This window comes from Streptomyces physcomitrii, assembly GCF_012273655.1.
In the GTDB taxonomy this organism is placed as follows: Bacteria; Actinomycetota; Actinomycetes; order Streptomycetales; family Streptomycetaceae; genus Streptomyces; species Streptomyces physcomitrii.
In genome coordinates, this window is record NZ_JAAWWP010000006.1 from 337,323 (window position 1) to 354,748 (window position 17,426).

Sequence of the window (17,426 nt, forward strand, 5' to 3'; positions counted from 1 at the left end):
AGAAATCGATTTCAGCGCAAGTTAGGGGCAGGACTGGGCCGGGGTCAAGACACCGGACCGGATCGCGTCACTCGGCCCCGCGCGGCAACGAGCCGTCAGGGCAGGCCGGTCTGGCCTGGAGCGGGGAGTGCGGTCCAGGCGCCGCGGAATCTCGAACGGTGAACGGCGCTTCTCCTGCTCAGCGCACCCTTCCCCGCCGCTTCAGCGGTACGCCCGGCATTTCCGGAGCAGGCAGCGGTGCGCCGTCGTAGCCCTTCACCTCGCCGAAGCGGGAACCCTCCATCCAGTCCGCACGGGCCTGTTCGATCTCCTCCTGGGACCGGCCGACGAAGTTCCACCACATGATCAGCTCCTCCTCGAAAGGCTCGCCGCCGAGCAGCATGAGTCCGCTGTCGGAGCCGGCGCGCAGGTCGAGGGCGTCCCGGCCGCAGCCGAGGTAGAGCATCGAACCGGGGGTGACGGGAACGCCGTCCACGAAGGTCTCGCCGGACATGCAGAGCACGCCGTACTCGAAGTCGGGGACCAGCGGGAGGCGGGCCTCGGTACCCGCCGCGAGGGCGAGGTCCGCGCCGACGAGCGGGGTGTAGGTGGTGCCGGGGGAGGCGGCGCCGTCGAGTTCGCCGAGGAGGACGGTCGCCCGCAGGCCCGGGGCGGTGACCACGGGCAGCTCGGCGTGGTGCTCGAACTTCGGCTCCGTGTGGCGGTCGGAGTCCGGCAGGGCCACCCAGAGCTGGGCGCCGTGCAGATAGCGGGCGTGCGACCTGGGGCTCTCCTCGGAGTGGCTGATCGCGCGTCCCGAGGTCATCAGGCCCAGTTCGCGCGGCCGGATCGTCTGGAGGCTGCCGGTGGAGTCGCGGTGGAGCACCTCGCCCTCGTGCAGCCAGCTGACCGTCTGCAGGCCGATGTGCGGGTGCGGCGGAACCTGCATGCCCGGCTCGTCGGCGATGTCGTCGGGGCCGTAGTGGTCGACGAAGGCCCAGGCGCCGATCATGCGGCGGCCGAGGTTGGGCAGCAGCCTGCGGACCTCGGTGGACTCGCCGAGTCGTACCGCGCGGGGGCTCAGCAACTCGCGTACCGGCTCGGCGACGACGAAGCCCCGTCCACCGCAGGTGCTCGGTACGGCCTGGCGTTCAAGGTTGCTCATGGGCCCACGGTAGTGCTGCCGGTCCGGTGAGCGGGGTCCGGCGCCCCGTTCGGGGAGGGGCGCACCAGGGTGCGGCTCGGGGGCGCGCGCTCCATGCGCCGGATCCGACGGCGCGAGGGCCGACTCGCGGAGGCCGACGGGCACCCGACGGGCACGGTACGGCTCGCGATGCCCAAGGGTGCGCAGCCCGCGGCGCGCGACCCTGAGAAGCGGCGCGCGACGCACAGCGGAAAGCCGCGGCCGGTACGGGGAAACCGCAGTCGGAGCGGGGAAAGGGTGCGGAAACGCGCGGGCGTAGGTGTGCACGGTGGGGGCTGACGGCGTGACAGGTTTTCGCCCGTGTTCTAGGAAGGTCCCACCGAGGAGAAAGAAGTGTCAACGGTCGGGGAATCGATTTCCCCGTAGGCGACCGGGACCCCGCGGCTCGTCGCAGGGGCTGTGCCCGGTGCGGGTACGGATCCAAGTGCCGCCCGCCGACGTGGAGTTGCCGTCCCTTCCCGGCCCGGTCTCCGCCCGGGACCCCGTGCAAATGCGGAGCACCGCACTCTGTACAACGTTGCACGGAGCCCTTACTTTCAGCTTCTGTACGGCGGGGGCCGTCAGCGTTCTTTCCATCGACTTTTCCATCGACTGGAGGGCACGTGCAGTACGGATTTCTCTCCCTCAGAACTCTCAGATCTCCCAGTTCCCACGGATCCCACTCGTCTCATCGGCCCCGGTGGCGGAATTCCCTGAGGTCGCTGCGCTCTCTCGGCCTTCTCGCCCTGCTGTCCGTGCTGCTGCTCGGGCAGATTCCGCCCGCCGCGGCCGCGACCGGCACCCCGCTGCGTACGGACACCGGCCTGTACCCGCGCGCGATCCGCCTGGAGCACAGCGGCTCTGCCAACGGGCGCGTCCTCGCCTCCGTGGTCACCTTCCAGGGCAACAACGGACTCGGCGCGATCCACGAGAGCACCGACGGCGGCGCGAGTTTCGCGCAGGTCGGTGCCGTCGCCGATCCGGAGGCCGCGGGCGGGCAGGGTCTGTGCTGCTCGACGCTGTACGAACTGCCGCAGCAGGTGGGCGAGTTGCCCGCCGGAACCCTGCTCTGGTCGGCCTCCGTCGGTCAGGACGAGCCCGGGCGCAGAATGGCGATCAGGGTCTTCCGCAGCAACGACATCGGCCGCAGCTGGCAGTACCTGTCCACGGTCGCCGCCGCGCCCAACGACCGCGGCCTGTGGGAGCCGGAGTTCTCCGTCGACGCCGAGGGCAACCTGGTCTGCCACTACTCGGACGAGACGGACGGGGTGCACAGCCAGAAGCTCGTCGCGGCGCGCACCTCGGACGGTCTCACCTGGACGGGGCACCACGACACCCTCGCGAGCGGACTGAACTCGGACCGGCCCGGCATGGCCGTGGTGCGCAGGCTGCCCAGCGGTACGTACTTCATGAGCTACGAGATCTGCGCGGCGGCCGGGCAGTACGCCTGCGTCGTGCACTACCGGACCTCACCGGACGGCTGGAACTGGGGCAGCCCGACCGACCTGGGGATCCGGCCGGAGACCGCCGACGGCAAGTACTTCAAGCACGCCCCGACCGTCGCCTGGGCGCCCGAACCGGGCAATCCCCAGGGGAAGTTGCTGCTCGTCGGCCAGGTCATGTACAACCGCGACGGCTCGGTGGCCGCCGGGAGCGGCAAGACCGTGTGGACCAACAGCGCCTCGGGCAACGGCGCCTGGCGGGAGATCGCGGCTCCGGTCGCCGTCAGCTTCACCACGGTCGACTTCTGCCCCAACTACAGTTCCGCGCTGCTGCCTTCGGCCGACGGTGCGCAGGTCCTGGAGGTCGCCACCGACTGGGACGGCGGCGTCTGCAAGCCCTACTTCGCGACCGGCGCCAGCTGAGCGGCAGTTGAGCGGTCGTCCTGACCACCGGGCCCGTCTCCACACGCGATGTGGTTGAAGACGGGCCCGGTGCAACGGAGTTGGGGCATCCGTCACCTGCCCCACCGCAGCGGGGCAGCGGCCTCACTGGCCGCCGAGACCCGTGGTGGCCACCGACTTCACGATCTGCCGCTGGAAGAAGAGGAAGACCAGGACCAGGGGGAGTGCGGCCAGCATCGCGGTCGCCATGGTCTGCGCGTACTGCACCCCGTAGGCGTTCTTCACCGCGGTGATGCCGACCGGCAGGGTCATCAGATTCGGGTCGGAGGTGGAGACGAAGGGCCACAGGAAGTTGTTCCAGGCGCCGATGAAGACGAAGACCGCGACGGCGGCCAGCATGGGCCGGGAGAGCGGCAGCAGCACCGACCAGAAGACGCGCCAGTGGCCCGCGCCGTCGATCCGGGCGGCCTCCTCCAACTCCCTCGGCAGCGAGTCGAAGTGCTTCTTCAGGATGAAGACCATCACCGGCGCCACCGTCTGCGGCAGGATCACCGCCGCATAGGTGTCGGCGATGCCGAGGGTGATCATCTGCCGGAACCAGGGCACGATGAGCAGCTGCGGGGGAACGAGCACCGCCGCCACGGTGAGGGCGAACAGCACCCGGCGGCCCCGGAACAGCGTCCGGGAGAAGGCGTACCCGGCCATCGCCGAGACCGCGACGGTGAGCACGGTGACCGCGGTGGCGACGGCGAAGCTGTTGAACATCCACAGCGGCAGGTCGCCCCGGCTGATCACCTCGGAGAACCGGTCGAGGGTGAAACCCGAGCGCGGCCAGAGCCAGTGCTCCGGATCGCTGGCGTCCTGCTCGGACTTGAGGGCGGTCAGCACGCCCCAGCCGAGCGGCAGCAGCCAGGTCGAGGCGAAGAGCAGCAGCGCGGCGAGCGCGAGCACCCGGGCCAGGCGGCTCTGCCCGAGGGCCGGCGAGCGGCGTGCGTGCGGCTCGGTCCCGCGCGCCGGGCGGCGGCGCCCGGGGGCCGTCGGGGTCGTCTCGCCGGTGCCGTGCAGGGGCGGATGCGTGGTGGTCATGACTGCTTCTCCCGGCGGCGGAGGACCGCGAACTGCGCGGCGGAGGCGAGGAGGACGAGGGCGAAGAAGAGGTAGCTGATCGCGGAGGCGTAGCCCAGGCGGTAGCCGGTGAAGCCCACGTCGTAGAGGTACTCGATGACCGGGCGGGTGGAGTTGTTCGGGCCGCCCTTGGTGAGCAGGTACACCTGGTCGAAGACCTTCAGCGAGGCGAGGATCTGCAGCACCGTGATCACCCCGGTCATCCGGCTGAGCTGGGGCAGGGTGATCGACCACAGGCGGCGCCAGGCGCCGGCGCCGTCGATGGCGGCGGCCTCGTAGAGGTGGTCCGGGATGGCCTGGAGGGCGGCGAGGTAGAGCAGGAAGTTGAAGCCCACCGTCCACCACAGGGTCGCGAGCACGATCGCCCACATCGCCACCGACTCGTCGCTCAGCCATGCCACCCCGTCCAGGCCGACCGCGCCGAGGAGGTGGTTGTACAGGCCGAGATCGGGCTGGTAGAGCCAGAGCCACAGCAGGCTCACCACGCCGACCGGCAGCAGATAGGGGGCGAAGAAGGCGAGCCGCCACACCCACTGGCCGGGCAGACCGGTGTGCACGAGCAGTGCCATGCCGAGCGCCACCGCCACCAGCGGGACCGTGGAGAAGAGGGTGAACAGCAGGGTGTGCCCGAGCGAGCGCCACATCTCCTCGTCGCCCAGCGCCTCCCGGAAGTTGTCCAGGCCGATGAAGGAGGGGTCGTGCGCCGACAGGGAGGCGTCCGTCAGGCTCATCCACAGCCCCTGCGCCATCGGCCAGACCATGAAGAGGCCGAAGAGCACCAGGAAGGGCAGGGCGAAGAGCAGGCCCGGCGGAAGGGTGCGGCGGGCCGGCCGGGAGCCGGTGCGCGCCGAAGCGGGGGGAGAGGACATCGTCGTGCCTCCTGCGCGGGGCGGACCGGCCCTCAGGCCGGACTGGGCTTGGAGAGGAAGGAGTTGAGGCGCCGCACCATGGCGCGGGCCGCGCGGTCCGGGGCCAGACCGTCGAGCAGAGCCTGCTGGAGCACCTGCGACATGGCGTTCTGGAAGTCCGATCCGGCACCGGCGAACCAGGCCGAGGGGTCGAGGACCACATGCTCCTGCGCGGCCAGGTAGTGCGCCTGCGGCTGGAGCCCGGCGTAGGCCTTGGTGCGGGTGACCGGCCGGTACGCGGGGATGTGCCCGGCCCTCGCCCAGACCCGCGAGGCCTTGAGCAGGGCGGCCACCGCCCGGTGGGTGCGTTCGCAACGGCCCTTGTCGGCGTCGGGGCGGCGGGGCAGCACGAAGGCGTGCGAGTCGGCGTAGACGGCGGGGGTGCCGAAGACGGTCGGGAAGGAGGCGGCGCCCACCTTCTTGTCGGCCGCCCGGTAGGTGGCCAGCTCCCAGTCGCCGGAGAGGGTCATCGCGGTCTGCTTGTTGGTGAAGGAGGCGATGCCCGAGAAGTAGTCGAGGCTCTTGGGGTTGGCGCGGCCGTCGACCAGCTTGGCCATGAAGGCGATGACCTCGGCCATCCGGTCCTCGTCGATCTCGGCGGGGCCGCCCTCGGGCAGCGCGAGGCGCCCCCCGGTCTGCCGGTACAGGCCGTAGAAGAGCCGCCAGCACTGGGAGGGGTCGTTGACGTAGCCGAAGGCGATGCCCTGTTTCCCGGAGGCCTTCGCCAGCTCCCGGCCCGCCGCGAGGAAGCGCTCCGGGGAGGAGAAGGCCTCGGTGTCCAGGGCGCCGTCCGAGGTCAACAGGCCTGCCTTCGCGGCGGGTTCGGGGTGGTAGAAGACGATGAAGGGGTGGGTGTCCAGGGGCACCGCGTACAGGCGGTCCTGGTACTGGGTGCGGCCCCACACCGCCTCGGAGAAGTCCTCGCGCCGCACGCCGTACGCGGCCAGCTCCGCCGTGTCCCAGGGGTCCAGCAGCCCGGTCGGCGCATAGCCCGCGAGCCGGGAGACATGGCAGACCGCGAGGTCGGGGCCGCGGCCGCCCGCCGAGGCCATGGCCAGCTTGGTGTAGTAGGGGGTGCCCCATTCGAGGACGGTGCGTTCCAGGCGGGTGCCGGGCATGTCCTCGCGGGCGGCGTCGCGCATCTCGTTGAACAGCCCGCCGTCGGCGCCGCTGAACAGGTCCCACAGCCGCACCGTGCCCTCGTCCGAGGCGAGCGCGGCCCCGCAGCCGCTGAGCGAGCCGCCGGTGAGCAGCGCCCCGGCGGAGGCGAGGGACGCGGTGAGCAGGCGGCGCCGGGAGGTGTGCGCGGGTTCTCCCGGGCCCGAGGGGAGTGCACTCATGAGCCCTCCTGAGGTCGGATAGGGGCGAAGTCCCCCTGAAAGAAAGGGAGTTCAGGTACCGGATCGGTGGGGCTTCAGGGGCGTTCGAAGGCGGCGGCCCGCTGCTGCGCCGCTCGCAGCGCGCGGGTGTCGACCTTCTCGGAGCGGTCGAAGCGGTAGACGCCGTTGCGTTCCTGGAAGACGTCGGTGAGCTGGGTGTAGCAGTAGCCGAACATGTGCGGGTCGTCCAGCAGTACGTCCACCAGACCGGTGAAACGGGCGACGAACTCCCCTTCGGTGCGCGGCCGTTCGCCGTACCCCCAGGAGGTGTCGCTCTCGTCGCCCGCGGCCTCGGCGGCGGCCGCCGGGTCCCACCAGATGCCGCCGAACTCGCTGCAGAAATAGGGCTGTCCGCGGTAGGGCAGCGACCAAGTGGTCTGCTCCGGGCCGGTGTTGACGTAGGGCGTGTCCTCGGCGAGTCCGTCCATGAGCTTGCCGAAGACCTCGGGGTCCTGCTCGTAGCAGTGCGCGTCGTAGACGTCGGTCTCCGTGATCCGGTGCGCGTAGCCGGAGGCGTCGATCACCGGCCGGGTGGGGTCGGCCGCCTTGGTGGCGAGGAACATCGCCCGGGTCACGTCGTCGAGCCGGGTGATCCGGTCATGCAGCCGCTGATAGGTCTCGTTGAGCGGGCACCAGCCGATGATCGCGGGGTGCGAGTGGTCGCGCTCCAGCGCCTCCAGCCACTGCGCGGGGTACGAGGCGTCCGGCTGCTGGTTGTCGTCGCGCTGCCCGGTCTCGCAGCCCCAGTCCCCGAACTCGCCCCAGACCAGGTAGCCGAGGCGGTCCGCGTGGTACAAGTACCGCTCCTCGAAGACCTTCTGGTGCAGCCGGGCCCCGTTGAAGCCCGCTTCCAGGCCGAGTTCGATGTCCCGCACCAGGGCGTCCTCGGTGGGCGCGGTCATCAGGCCGTCCGGGTAGTAGCCCTGGTCCAGGACCAGCCGCTGGAACACCGGTTCCCCGTTGAGCAGCACCTGCTTGCCGCGCAGGGCGACCGAGCGCAGCCCCGCGTACGAGACCACGTCGTCGACCACCTCGCCCTCGGCGTCCAGGAGTTGGAGGCGCAGCTCGTACAGGTGCGGGTCCGCGGGGCTCCAGGGCCGGACCCGCTCCGGCGGGAGCACCAGGGCCAGCCGCGGGCACAGGTCGAGGTCGGCCCTGGCCTCGGCGCGCACCAGCTCGGTGCCCTCCTCGCCGAGCACGGCCCGCACCCGGTGGCCGGGCAGATTGGCGGTCACCGGGAGTTCGACGTGGAGGGAGCCCGAGCCGAGGTCCGGGGTGAGGCGGGGGCGCTTGAGGCGGGCGGCGTGGGGCACCGCCTCCAGCCACACCGTCTGCCAGATGCCGGTGGTGCGGGTGTAGTGGCAGTGCGTGTTGGCGTACCAGGTCGCCTGCTTGCCGCGGGCCTGCGGTCCGTGCCTGCTGTCCCGGGCGCGGACGACCACGACGGCCTCCTCACCGGGTTCCGCGACCCCGCCGAGATCGGCGGTGAAGGGGGTGAACCCGCCCCGGTGGCGGGCGACTTCGGTGCCGTTGACCCAGACCGTGGTGTCGTGGTCCACGGCCTGGAAGTGCAGCAGTACGCGCGAGCTGCCCCACTCGGCCGGGACGGTGAACCGGCGGCGGTACCAGACGGCCTCCATGAAGTCGGTGTCCGCGATCCCGGACAGCTCCGACTCGGGGCAGAACGGCACGGTGATGGTGCCGCTCAACTCCCGCTCCCGCAGCCCGCGTTCCAGACCGGAGTCGGCGCGGTCGATCTCGAACTCCCAGGTGCCGTTGAGGTTCAGCCAGTCGGCACGGACGAACTGCGGGCGGGGGTGCTCCGGACGCGGCAGGTCCTCGGGCAGGGGAGAGCTCATCTGCTCCTCGCTTCGTACGGGTGCGAAGGGTGCGGCGGGTCCATGCCACCACGTGGTTACATCGATGTAAATACCCTGGACGCAGTCGGCCCCGCCGAACGGCCCCGCCGTCACGCTGGGTACGATCACCGCAGCTGAGGAGGGCGAGAGTGGCGGCAAGGGTCAGGATCAAGGACGTCGCGGCACACGCGGGCGTCTCACCCAAGACCGTGTCCAATGTGCTCAACGACTACGAGCACGTCGCCCCCGCGACCCGGGCGGCGGTGCGCGAGTCCATCGAGGCCCTCGGCTACCGGGTCAACCTCGCGGGCCGCCAACTGCGGCGCGGGCGCACCGGGATGATCACCCTCGCGGTCCCCGAACTCGACGTCGCCTACTTCTCCGAACTGGCCAAGCATGTGATGACGGCGGCCGAACGCCGCGGCTGCACCGTGCTGCTCCACCAGACCGACGGCCGCCGGGACCGCGAACTGGCCGCCCTGAGCGGCTTCGAGGCGCAGATCACCGACGGCGTGGTGCTCAGCGCGCTCACCCTGACCGCCCGCGACCTGGCCGAGCGCGCCCCGCACCTGCCCGTCGTCCTCCTCGGCGAGCGGCACGGGGACGGCACCCTGGACCACGTCGGGATCGACAACGTCGCGGCGGCCCGGGAGGCCACCGCGCACCTGCTCGCCCGCGGCCGCCGCCGGATCGCCGTCGTCGGCGGGGCGCTGCGCGGACGCCAGGGCACCGACCGGCTGCGCACCCTCGGCTACCGGGAGGCGCTCCGGGCGGCCGGGGTGCCCTTCGACGGCGAGCTCGTGGTCCCGGTCGACGCCTTCCACTGGCTGGACGGCGCCCGGGCGGCCCGCGCCCTGGCCGAGCGGCCCGAACCGCCGGACGCGCTGCTCTGCCTCAACGACCACCTGGCCCTCGGCGCGGTGCGCGCGCTGTACGAGTACGGGCTGCCGGTGCCGGGCGCCCTCGACGTGGTCGGCTTCGACGACATCGAGGCCGCCCGCTTCACCATCCCGACCATCAGCACCATCGCCCCGGACAAGGAGGGCATCGCGCGCGCCGCGGTGGACCTGCTGCTCGACCGTATCGAGCGCCCGGACCGGGAGTCCGGCCCCTCGCACCATGTCGCCGGGTACCGCCTCATCGTGCGGGAGAGCTCCGGAGGCTGAGGCGGGGCCCGTACTGCCCACCGCCGCAAGGGAGTCGGCCCCTTTCCGGCTTCTCCGCCATGCCCGACGCCTCTCCCGCTGCCTCCCGTTCCCGTCATCTCCTGTCATCCCCGCTATCTCTGCCATCTCTGTCATCTGCGGCTTGTCCTGCCTTCGGCGTCTTCTCCGGCTCATCCATTGACAGTCCGCTCATGTCTTCCTACCTTCAGTAGCAGTTACATCGATGTAAATCCGCTCGATGTTCTTCTGCCGCACCCTCCGCATCTCCGCACCTCTGCATCTCCGCAGCGCGCAGCGCCTCCCGCGGCGCTCCCGAGTGCTCAGCGCTCCCCGAGTTCCTCGCACCCTGAGTTCTCCGCACCCTGACCAGTTCGCTTCGAGTACGCCTCGGCAACCTTGGAAGGGATCCGCATGCCGCCCACCCGTACCCGCTCCCGTACCGCCCGCCTGCGTACCAGCAGACCGGCCGCGCTCCTCGCCGCCCTCGCCCTCCTCCTCGTCGGACTCGTCGGCCTGACCGGGAGCCCGGCCTCTGCTGCCGCCGCCGGGCCGGTCCTGGACCGCAACTTCCCCGACCCGGACGTGGTCAAGGAGGGCGGCACCTACCACGCCTACGCCACCAACGGCGAGGGCAAGAACATCCAGCACGCCACCTCCACGGACCTCAAGTCCTGGACGTACGGCGCCGCGGACGTGCTGCCCGCCCTCGGCGCCTGGGCGCGCCCGGACCGCGGCCTCGTCTGGGCGCCGGAGGTCTTCGACAACGGCGCCGGGTTCACCATGTGGTACGTGGCCCGCGACCAGGCGAGCGACAAGCAGTGCATCGGCGTCGCCACCGCGGCCTCGGCGAGCGGCCCCTTCCAGCCGGTGGGCAGCGGCCCGCTGGTCTGCCCGGCGGCCGACGGCGGCGCGATCGACCCCGCCTCGTACACCGAGGGGGGCCGGCGCTACCTGCTGTGGAAGAACGACGGCAACTGCTGCGCCCTGGACACCTGGCTGCATCTGCAGGCGGTCTCCGCGGACGGCACGGCCACCACCGGCGGCGCCGTCCGGCTGATCCGGCAGGACCGCGCCTGGGAGGGCAATGTGATCGAGGCGCCCACCCTGGTCAAGCGCGACGGCCACTATGTCCTCTTCTACTCGGCCGACTCCTACGCGGACGAGCGCTACAAGACCAGTTACGCCGTCGCCACCGCCCTGGAGGGCCCGTACACCAAGGCCGCCAACCCGCTGATGACCACGGACACCTTCGGCGGGACGGTCATCGGACCCGGCGGCCAGGACGTGGTGACGGGTCCGGACGGCCGCGACCGCATCCTCTTCCACGGCTGGAGCGCCGACCACAGCCGTCGCGCGCTGTACGCGGCCGACCTGGGCTGGGCGAACGGCTATCCGGTGGTCAACGGCAGCAAGGTGCTCTACCAGGCGGAGAACGCCACGGTGCACAACGCCGTGGTGCGCGCGGCGGCCGGGGCGCTGGACGGCAAGGCGGTCGGGAAGATCGACTTCGCGGACAGCTATGTGGAGTTCTCGGTCTTCGTGCCGACCGCAGGAGCGCACACGCTGACCGTGCGGTACGGGAACGGCTCCCTCGACGGCTCGGCGCGGACGGCCGCCTCCCACACGCTCACCGTCAACGGCGCCGCCGCCGGGGAGGTGGCCTACCCGTACACCGGCTGGGACAACTGGCGCACCGTCGCGGTGCCGGTGGAGCTGCGCGAGGGCTGGAACACCCTGCGCCTCGGCAAGGGTGCCTTCTTCACCGAACTGGACAGCGCCGAGGTCGCCTGAGGACCGCGCCCGCCGCCGGGCCGCCTCAGCGCGGTCCGACGGTCCGGGCAGCGGCGGGCAGCGGCTGCTCGGTCCAGATGACCTTGCCGGTCGCCGTGTAGCGGGTGCCCCAGCGCTCGGCGAACTGCGCGACGAGGAACAGGCCCCGGCCGCCCTCGTCGGTGGTCGCCGCCTGCCGCAGGTGCGGGGAGGTGCTGCTGTGGTCGGAGACCTCGCAGATCAGCTCGCGGTCGCGGATCAGCCGCACCTGGATCGGGCCCTCGGCGTAGCGGATGGCGTTGGTGACGAGTTCGCTGAGGATCAGCTCGGTGGTGACCGCCTCCTCGTCGAGCCCCCACTCACCCAGCTTCGCCACCACCGCGGCCCGCAGCTGGCGCACCTCGGCGGGGTCCGCCGGGACGTCCCACTGGGCCACCTGGTCGGGGCCGAGGACGCGGGTGCGGCCCACCAGGAGGGCGATGTCGTCGCGCGGCTGCTGCGGGACCATGGTCCGCAGCACCTGCTCGCAGGTGTCCTCCGGGGTGCTCGCCGCGTACCGCTGGAGGGTGCGGCGCAGCAACTCCAGGCGCTCGTCGATGTCTTCGCTGCGGTTCTCGACCAGCCCGTCGGTGTACAGGACCAGGCGGCTGCCCTCGGCGAGCGGCAGCTCAAGGGTCTCGAAGGGCATCCCGCCGAGGCCGAGCGGCGGGCCGCCGGGCACGTCGAGGGTCTCGGCGCGGCCGTCGGGGTGCACGGCCACCGGCTGCAGATGGCCGGCCCTGGCGATGGTGCACCGGCCCGCCACCGGGTCGTAGATCGCGTAGATGCAGGTGGCCCCCGTGACGGCGAGGTCGCCGCTCTCGCCGCCCTCGTCCAGATCGATACGGGTGACCAACTCGTCCAGGTGCCACAGGAGTTCGTCCGGCGGCAGGTCCAGGCTGGAGAAGTTGTGCACGGCGGTGCGCAGCCGTCCCATGGTGGCGGCCGCGTGCAGTCCGTGCCCCACCACGTCGCCGACGACCAGGGCGACCCGCGCCCCCGGCAGCGGGATGATGTCGAACCAGTCGCCGCCCACCCCGCCGAGACCGCCGAGCCCGGCCTGCGCGGGCCGGTAGCGGTAGGCGACGTCGAGGGCGTCCTGGGCGGGCAGGGTGCGCGGCAGGAGGCTGCGCTGCAGGGTGACCGCCATGGTGTGCTCGCGGGAGTAGCGGCGGGCGTTGTCGATGCTGACCGCCGCCCGGGCGACGAGTTCCTCGGCGAGGGAGAGGTCCTCCTCCTCGAAGGGCTCGTAGCCCCCGGCGCGCCAGAACATCGCCATGCCGAGGATGACGCCCCGGGCGCGCAGCGGCACCGCGATCATCGAGTGCATGCCGTGCGCGACGAGTTCCTCGGCCCGCGCCGGGTCCTGCCGCTGCCAACCGGAGTAGGCGGCCAGGTCGGTGTCGAGGACCGCGGCGCCGCGGCCGAGCCCGCTGTCCATGGGGGTGCTCGCCGCGAAGTGCACGGTGTGGCCGAGCGGATACAGGGCGGTCTTCTCCGGGCCGCTGAGCGCGGTGCGGCGCATGTCCTCACCGGCGCCGGTGCTGGTGGGCTCCTCGCCGCGCAGCACGGTCTCGACGAGGTCCACCGTGGCGTAGTCGGCGAAGCGCCCGGCGGCGAACTCGGTCAGCTCCTCGCAGGTGCGGGTCACGTCCAGGGTGGTGCCGATCTCGGTCCCGGCGTCGTAGAGCAGCTTCAGGCGGCCGCGGGCGACATTGGCCCGGCCGGTCAGGGCGCGCAGTTCGGTGGTGTCCCGCAGGGTGGCGACGCTGCCGGGCGGGCCGCCGGCCTGCTCGGTGGTGCGCTGGTTGACGGCGAGCAGCCGGTCGCCGATCGGCACGACCTGGTCGCTGGCCTCCTCGCCGGAGGCGAGCAGCCGCGCCGTCGGGGCGCTGAGCCCGAGCGCGGTGACGGGCTGTCCCTCGACATCGCGCGGGAGGCTGAGCAGCCTGCGGGCCTCGTCGTTGGCGAGCAGCACCCGGCCGTCGCCGCTGACGATCAGGACACCCTCGCGCACCGAGTGCAGCACCGCGTCGTGGTGCTCGTACATCCGGGCCATCTCGGTGGGGCCGAGGCCGTGCGTCTGGCGCCGCAGCCGCCTGCTCACCAGGGCGGTCCCGGTGGTGGTGAGCAGCAGGACACCGGCCGCCGAGCCGAGGAGCACCGGGAGCTGGTCCTCCACATGGCTGCTGACGTGGTCGATGGTCACGCCCGCCGAGACGAGCCCGACGACCTTGCCGTCGCGGTCCTTCACCGGGGCCACGGCCTGTACCAGGGGCCCGATGGTGCCGTCGACCTTCTCGGTCAGCAGCCGCCCCTTGAGCGCCGGTTCGATGTCGCCGACGAACTTCTTGCCGATCCGGTCCCGCAGCGGGTGGGTGTAGCGGACGCCCTCGGTGTTCATCACCACGACGAAGTCGACGTCGGAGCGCTTGCGGGCGGTCTCGGCCCGGGGCTGGAGCACGGCCGTGGGATCCGGGCTCTGGAGAGCCGCCTCCAGACCGGGGGCGGCGGCGAGGGTCTCGGCCACCGCCACCGAGCGGTTGCGGGCCTCCCGCTCGCTGTCCGCCCGCGAGTGCAGGACGAGCGTCACGAGCGCCACCACGACGAGCAGCACCACGATCGTCGCCTGGAGGAGGAAGACCTGGCCTGCGACCGTACGCATCCACAGAACCAAGCGGGAGCGTCCGTCGCGTTGGGCCATACGCTCTTTCTACCTCCTTCCCCGTCAGGTGGGCCAACCTGCCACGAATCCCCCGCCTCCGTGGCCGGGTTCAGGAAGCCGGTCCACCGGGGAGCCGCTGCTCCTGGCCGCCCTGGTCCTGGTGCGGTACGGGGCAGCCGCCGGGGAAGGTGCCGAGGTCCGCGAGGGCGTAGCCGTGCGGGTAGCCGCGGATCCGGGCCGTCTCGCGGATGTGCAGCGGCTCGCGGCGCGGGGGCAGCAGCCCGGCGAACCGTCCGCGCAGCCGCAGCCCGCGCCGGACCAGCGCACTGAGCAGCGCGGGCGGCGCCGGGTAGCGGAAGGCCTCGCGCAGCGGTGCGTCGAGCAGGCACCGGGCGGCGAGGCCCATCAAGGGGCGTACGGGCCGCGGATACCAGGAGCGCATCAGGCGCAGGGTGGCGTCGGCGACCGCCCGGCCGCCCTCGCTGTACGCGAAGTGGCGGCGCTCGTACGCGTCGAGCAGCTCCTCGAACTCCTGGTAGCCCGCCGGGATGTCCTTGATGCCCATCCGCGCCCCGAGCACTTGGTAGTAGCGGGTGGCGGCGCGCAGTTCGGCGGGGGACAGGGGCCGGTGGCCGTAGTCGTCCAGCCAGTGCTTGGGCACCACCACGAAGGTGGCGAGCACATAGCGGAAGTCCTCCTCGGGGATGTCGTACGCCCGGTGCATCCGGTTGATGCGGCGCACCGCCTCGCGTCCCTCGGGCGAGTCCCCGCCGTGCTCGACCGGCGCCTCCAGGAGGAGCGCGGTGTCCTCGTACCGCTTCCGAGTGCGCCCGGTGAACTCCCCGGTGGCGGCGAGGAGTTCGCCGATGCTCGGCACCGCGTAGGTGCGGTAGAGGGCGAAGCTGAGCGCCTGGCTCATGTCCCAGGGGAACTCGTGCAGGGAGGTGATGCGGTAGATCTCCTCGTAGTCCTCCTCCGGGTCGAGCAGGGCGATGCGGCGCGGCCAGTGGTCGCGGTCCCACGGCAGGAGGCCGCGCGCCCGGCCGGGGAGCCGGGGTCCCGATCCGCTCTTCGGTCCGCCCCGCGCCCCGTCCTCTGGCGCGCTCTCCGGTCCGCCCGTCGCTCCGCCGTTCTCGCTCATCGGTCCGCCTTTCGTCCGGGTGCCGGGTTCAGCCGTGCCCGAGAGCAGGAACAGCGCCGGGGCGCGGAAGGACACGGCCGGGCGCCGCGGCCCGGCCGTCCGCGGTGATGATCCGGCGGAAACCGGGCGGGGGCAACGGTCCGGGCGGGACGACGGACGGGATCCGGCCTGGGGAGGGGTGTCCGAAGGCCGGTCGAGGAGCCTCGGAGGAGCCTCGGAGAAACGTCTTCACTTGCGCATACGTGACGACTGTCGCTATATATCAATCAACTTCAAGCAGAATCGCGCCGTCTTCGCGCCAGGGCGGTGTTGTCGACGCAGCCGGTCGCCCGGCGCACCAGGCCCGAGGGCCGACGGTGCTCCGGTGTACCGGGGAACGGGGTGCCGATGAGTGTCATTGCCCTCGATGTGAGCGGGAGCCGCATCACCGGCGAGGCGGTCGCCGCGAGCGGCCGCGTGCTGGCCGCGTACCGGACGCCGGTCCGCCCGGAGCTGGGCCCGGACGATGTCGTCGACAGCGTGCTCGACTGCGCGGACCGGCTGGCCGCCGGTGCCGCGCGGGAGGGCGATCCCGCCGTCGCGGCCGGGATCGTGGTCCCCGGCCTGGTGGACGAGGCCTCCGGCACCGTGCTCTACGCCGCCGGACTCGGCTGGTACGACATGCCGGTCGGCGACTGGCTCGGCGAGCACATCCGCCTGCCGGTCGCCGTCGGCCACGACGTACGGGCCGGAGCCGTCGCCGAGAGCCGCCTCGGCGCGGGCCGCGGCTGCGCGAACTTCGCCTACGTACCGGTGGGCGCGGGGGTCGCCGCCGCCCTGATGCTCGGCGGTCGCCCGCTCGCCAGCGACCGCGGCGGGGCCGGGGAGATCGGGCACCTCGTCGTCCGGCCGAGCGGGCCCCGCTGCGCCTGCGGCAACCGCGGCTGTGTGGAGACCCTGGCCTCCGCTCCGGCGATCGCCGACCGCTACACCTGCCTGACCGGTGAGGCGGGCGTCAGCGCCCGGCAGGTGCAGCGCCGCGCCGCCCTCGGGGACGAGACCGCCGCGGAGATCTGGCAGGAGGCGCTGGAGGCCCTGGCCGACGGTCTTGCCGCGCTGACCCGGGTGGTGGACTTCGACCGGATCGTGCTCGGCGGTGAACTCGTCGAGGCGGGGCCCGCGTTCTTCGCCCCGCTGCGCGGTGCCCTCGCCGAGCGGCTGACCTTCCGCCCGCCGCCCCGGCTGACCGCCGCCAAGCTCGGCGGCCGGGTCGGCTGCCTGGGCGCCGCGCTGCTCGCTGAGGACCTGCTCGCCCCGGCCGCCGCCTGACCGGCCCCGCGCACACCGCTGACCTGCGCGGGGTGCCGGAGCGCCCGGGGATCTTGGCCCTCGGACGGTGTGCGGCCCGCCGCGGCCGGGCTGCTACGTTCACGGCATGAGCGACGCCCAGAACTCCGGCCAGGAGGCCCCCGCCGCGCCGGTCAAACCCCCCATGCGCGAGGCCCTCATCGCGGCGGCCTTCGATCTGTTCCTGGAGCGCGGCTTCGAGCAGACCACCGTCGACGACATCGTCGCCCAGGCCGGGGTCGGGCGGCGGTCCTTCTTCCGCTACTTCCCCTCCAAGGAGGACGTGGTCTTCCCCGACCACGAGCGCTGCCTGAAGGACATGACCGCCTTCCTCGACGCGAGCGCCGACACCGACGACCCGGTCCTGAGGGCCTGCGACGCCGCCCGGCTCGTCATGCGCATGTACGCGGAGAACCCCACCTTCTCCGTGGAGCGCTACCGGCTCACCAAACAGGTCCCCGGCCTCCGCGTCTACGAGCTGTCCGTGGTCCGCAGCTACGAGCGGACCCTCGCCTCCTACCTCCGGGACCGCTTCACCGTCCGCGGCGACGGCTCCCTGCGCGCCGAGGTCATCGCCGCCGCCGTGGTCGCCGCCCACAACCACGGCCTGCGCGCCTGGCTGCGCACGGACGGCAGGGGTGACGCCGCCGAGATGGTCGGCAGCGCCCTCGACTACGTGGCGGGCGCCTGGACTTCGGGCCAGTCACCGGGGGCGGCCGGTCCCGAGGAAGAGGACGACGTGGTGGTCGTCATCACCAAGCGCCATACCCCGATGTGGCGAGTCGTACGGGAGGTCGAGGCGGGCCTCCAGGGGGAGTGAGCGGCAACTCCTGTGTGGGCTGGGCGACTTGCGGAACTGGCCCGCGTGCGCGGTGACTTGGTGAACTGCCGTGCGGAGCAGGCCGGTTCGACGCTGAAGGGCGCCTCGCGTGTGCGGGGCGCCCTTCGGTGTGCTGTGCCGCAACTGGCGGCTGTTCGTTGGCGGGTTGGTGCCGGTTACGGCAGGTTGCGGGCCATGACGATGCGTTGGACCTGGTTGGTG

At 72.3% G+C, this 17,426-nt stretch carries 12 protein-coding genes; 5 read left to right on the forward strand and 7 right to left on the reverse strand.

Annotated features, from left to right (window positions below; genetic code table 11):
- Window positions 1-178: 178 nt before the first annotated feature.
- The gene (locus HFV08_RS13125; RefSeq protein WP_168539058.1) at window positions 179-1,144 is read right to left on the reverse strand and encodes a pirin family protein; all 966 of its coding nucleotides are present in this window, start codon (window positions 1,142-1,144) and stop codon (window positions 179-181) included.
- A gap of 773 nt (window positions 1,145-1,917) precedes the next feature.
- Between HFV08_RS13125 and HFV08_RS13130 the strand changes: the two genes are divergently transcribed.
- Complete coding sequence (locus HFV08_RS13130) at window positions 1,918-3,027, forward strand: glycoside hydrolase family protein (RefSeq protein WP_312885579.1); 1,110 nt, start codon at window positions 1,918-1,920, stop codon at window positions 3,025-3,027.
- A gap of 123 nt (window positions 3,028-3,150) precedes the next feature.
- Here HFV08_RS13130 and HFV08_RS13135 read toward each other — a convergent pair whose 3' ends face one another.
- The 4 genes from HFV08_RS13135 to HFV08_RS13150 all read right to left on the reverse strand — a co-directional run bounded on the left by HFV08_RS13135 (window position 3,151) and on the right by HFV08_RS13150 (window position 8,277).
- Complete coding sequence (locus tag HFV08_RS13135) at window positions 3,151-4,092, reverse strand: carbohydrate ABC transporter permease (protein WP_168539060.1); 942 nt, start codon at window positions 4,090-4,092, stop codon at window positions 3,151-3,153.
- On the reverse strand, window positions 4,089-5,000 hold the full coding sequence (locus HFV08_RS13140; RefSeq protein ID WP_168539062.1) for a carbohydrate ABC transporter permease: 912 nt from the start codon (window positions 4,998-5,000) through the stop codon (window positions 4,089-4,091). Before HFV08_RS13140 ends, HFV08_RS13135 begins: the two co-directional genes overlap by 4 nt.
- A 32-nt stretch (window positions 5,001-5,032) precedes the next feature.
- The gene (locus HFV08_RS13145) at window positions 5,033-6,379 is read right to left on the reverse strand and encodes an extracellular solute-binding protein (RefSeq protein ID WP_168539064.1); all 1,347 of its coding nucleotides are present in this window, start codon (window positions 6,377-6,379) and stop codon (window positions 5,033-5,035) included.
- A gap of 74 nt (window positions 6,380-6,453) precedes the next feature.
- A complete protein-coding gene (locus tag HFV08_RS13150; protein WP_168539066.1) occupies window positions 6,454-8,277 on the reverse strand; it encodes a glycoside hydrolase family 2 protein in 1,824 nt (607 codons plus the stop codon).
- A 149-nt stretch (window positions 8,278-8,426) separates the two neighbouring features.
- Between HFV08_RS13150 and HFV08_RS13155 the strand changes: the two genes are divergently transcribed.
- Both HFV08_RS13155 and HFV08_RS13160 read left to right on the forward strand, forming a co-directional pair.
- Entirely contained in the window at window positions 8,427-9,443 is a 1,017-nt protein-coding gene (locus HFV08_RS13155; RefSeq protein ID WP_168539068.1) for a LacI family DNA-binding transcriptional regulator, read from the forward strand.
- Window positions 9,444-9,854: 411 nt separating this feature from the next.
- Window positions 9,855-11,234, forward strand: a complete 1,380-nt coding sequence (locus tag HFV08_RS13160; RefSeq protein ID WP_168539070.1) for a family 43 glycosylhydrolase — start codon at window positions 9,855-9,857, stop codon at window positions 11,232-11,234.
- Window positions 11,235-11,259: 25 nt separating this feature from the next.
- On the opposite strand, the gene HFV08_RS13165 is transcribed toward HFV08_RS13160, so the two are convergent.
- Together HFV08_RS13165 and HFV08_RS13170 are read right to left on the reverse strand one after the other, a co-directional pair.
- Complete coding sequence (locus HFV08_RS13165) at window positions 11,260-13,956, reverse strand: SpoIIE family protein phosphatase (protein ID WP_168539072.1); 2,697 nt, start codon at window positions 13,954-13,956, stop codon at window positions 11,260-11,262.
- 70 nt (window positions 13,957-14,026) lie between these two features.
- Window positions 14,027-15,058, reverse strand: coding sequence for an oxygenase MpaB family protein (locus tag HFV08_RS13170; protein ID WP_168539074.1), 1,032 nt, complete (start codon window positions 15,056-15,058; stop codon window positions 14,027-14,029).
- 387 nt (window positions 15,059-15,445) lie between these two features.
- Between HFV08_RS13170 and HFV08_RS13175 the strand changes: the two genes are divergently transcribed.
- Both HFV08_RS13175 and HFV08_RS13180 read left to right on the forward strand, forming a co-directional pair.
- Entirely contained in the window at window positions 15,446-16,366 is a 921-nt protein-coding gene (locus HFV08_RS13175) for an ROK family protein (protein WP_168539076.1), read from the forward strand.
- A 106-nt stretch (window positions 16,367-16,472) separates the two neighbouring features.
- Window positions 16,473-17,204, forward strand: a complete 732-nt coding sequence (locus tag HFV08_RS13180) for a TetR family transcriptional regulator (protein WP_246341694.1) — start codon at window positions 16,473-16,475, stop codon at window positions 17,202-17,204.
- Window positions 17,205-17,426: the final 222 nt, after the last annotated feature.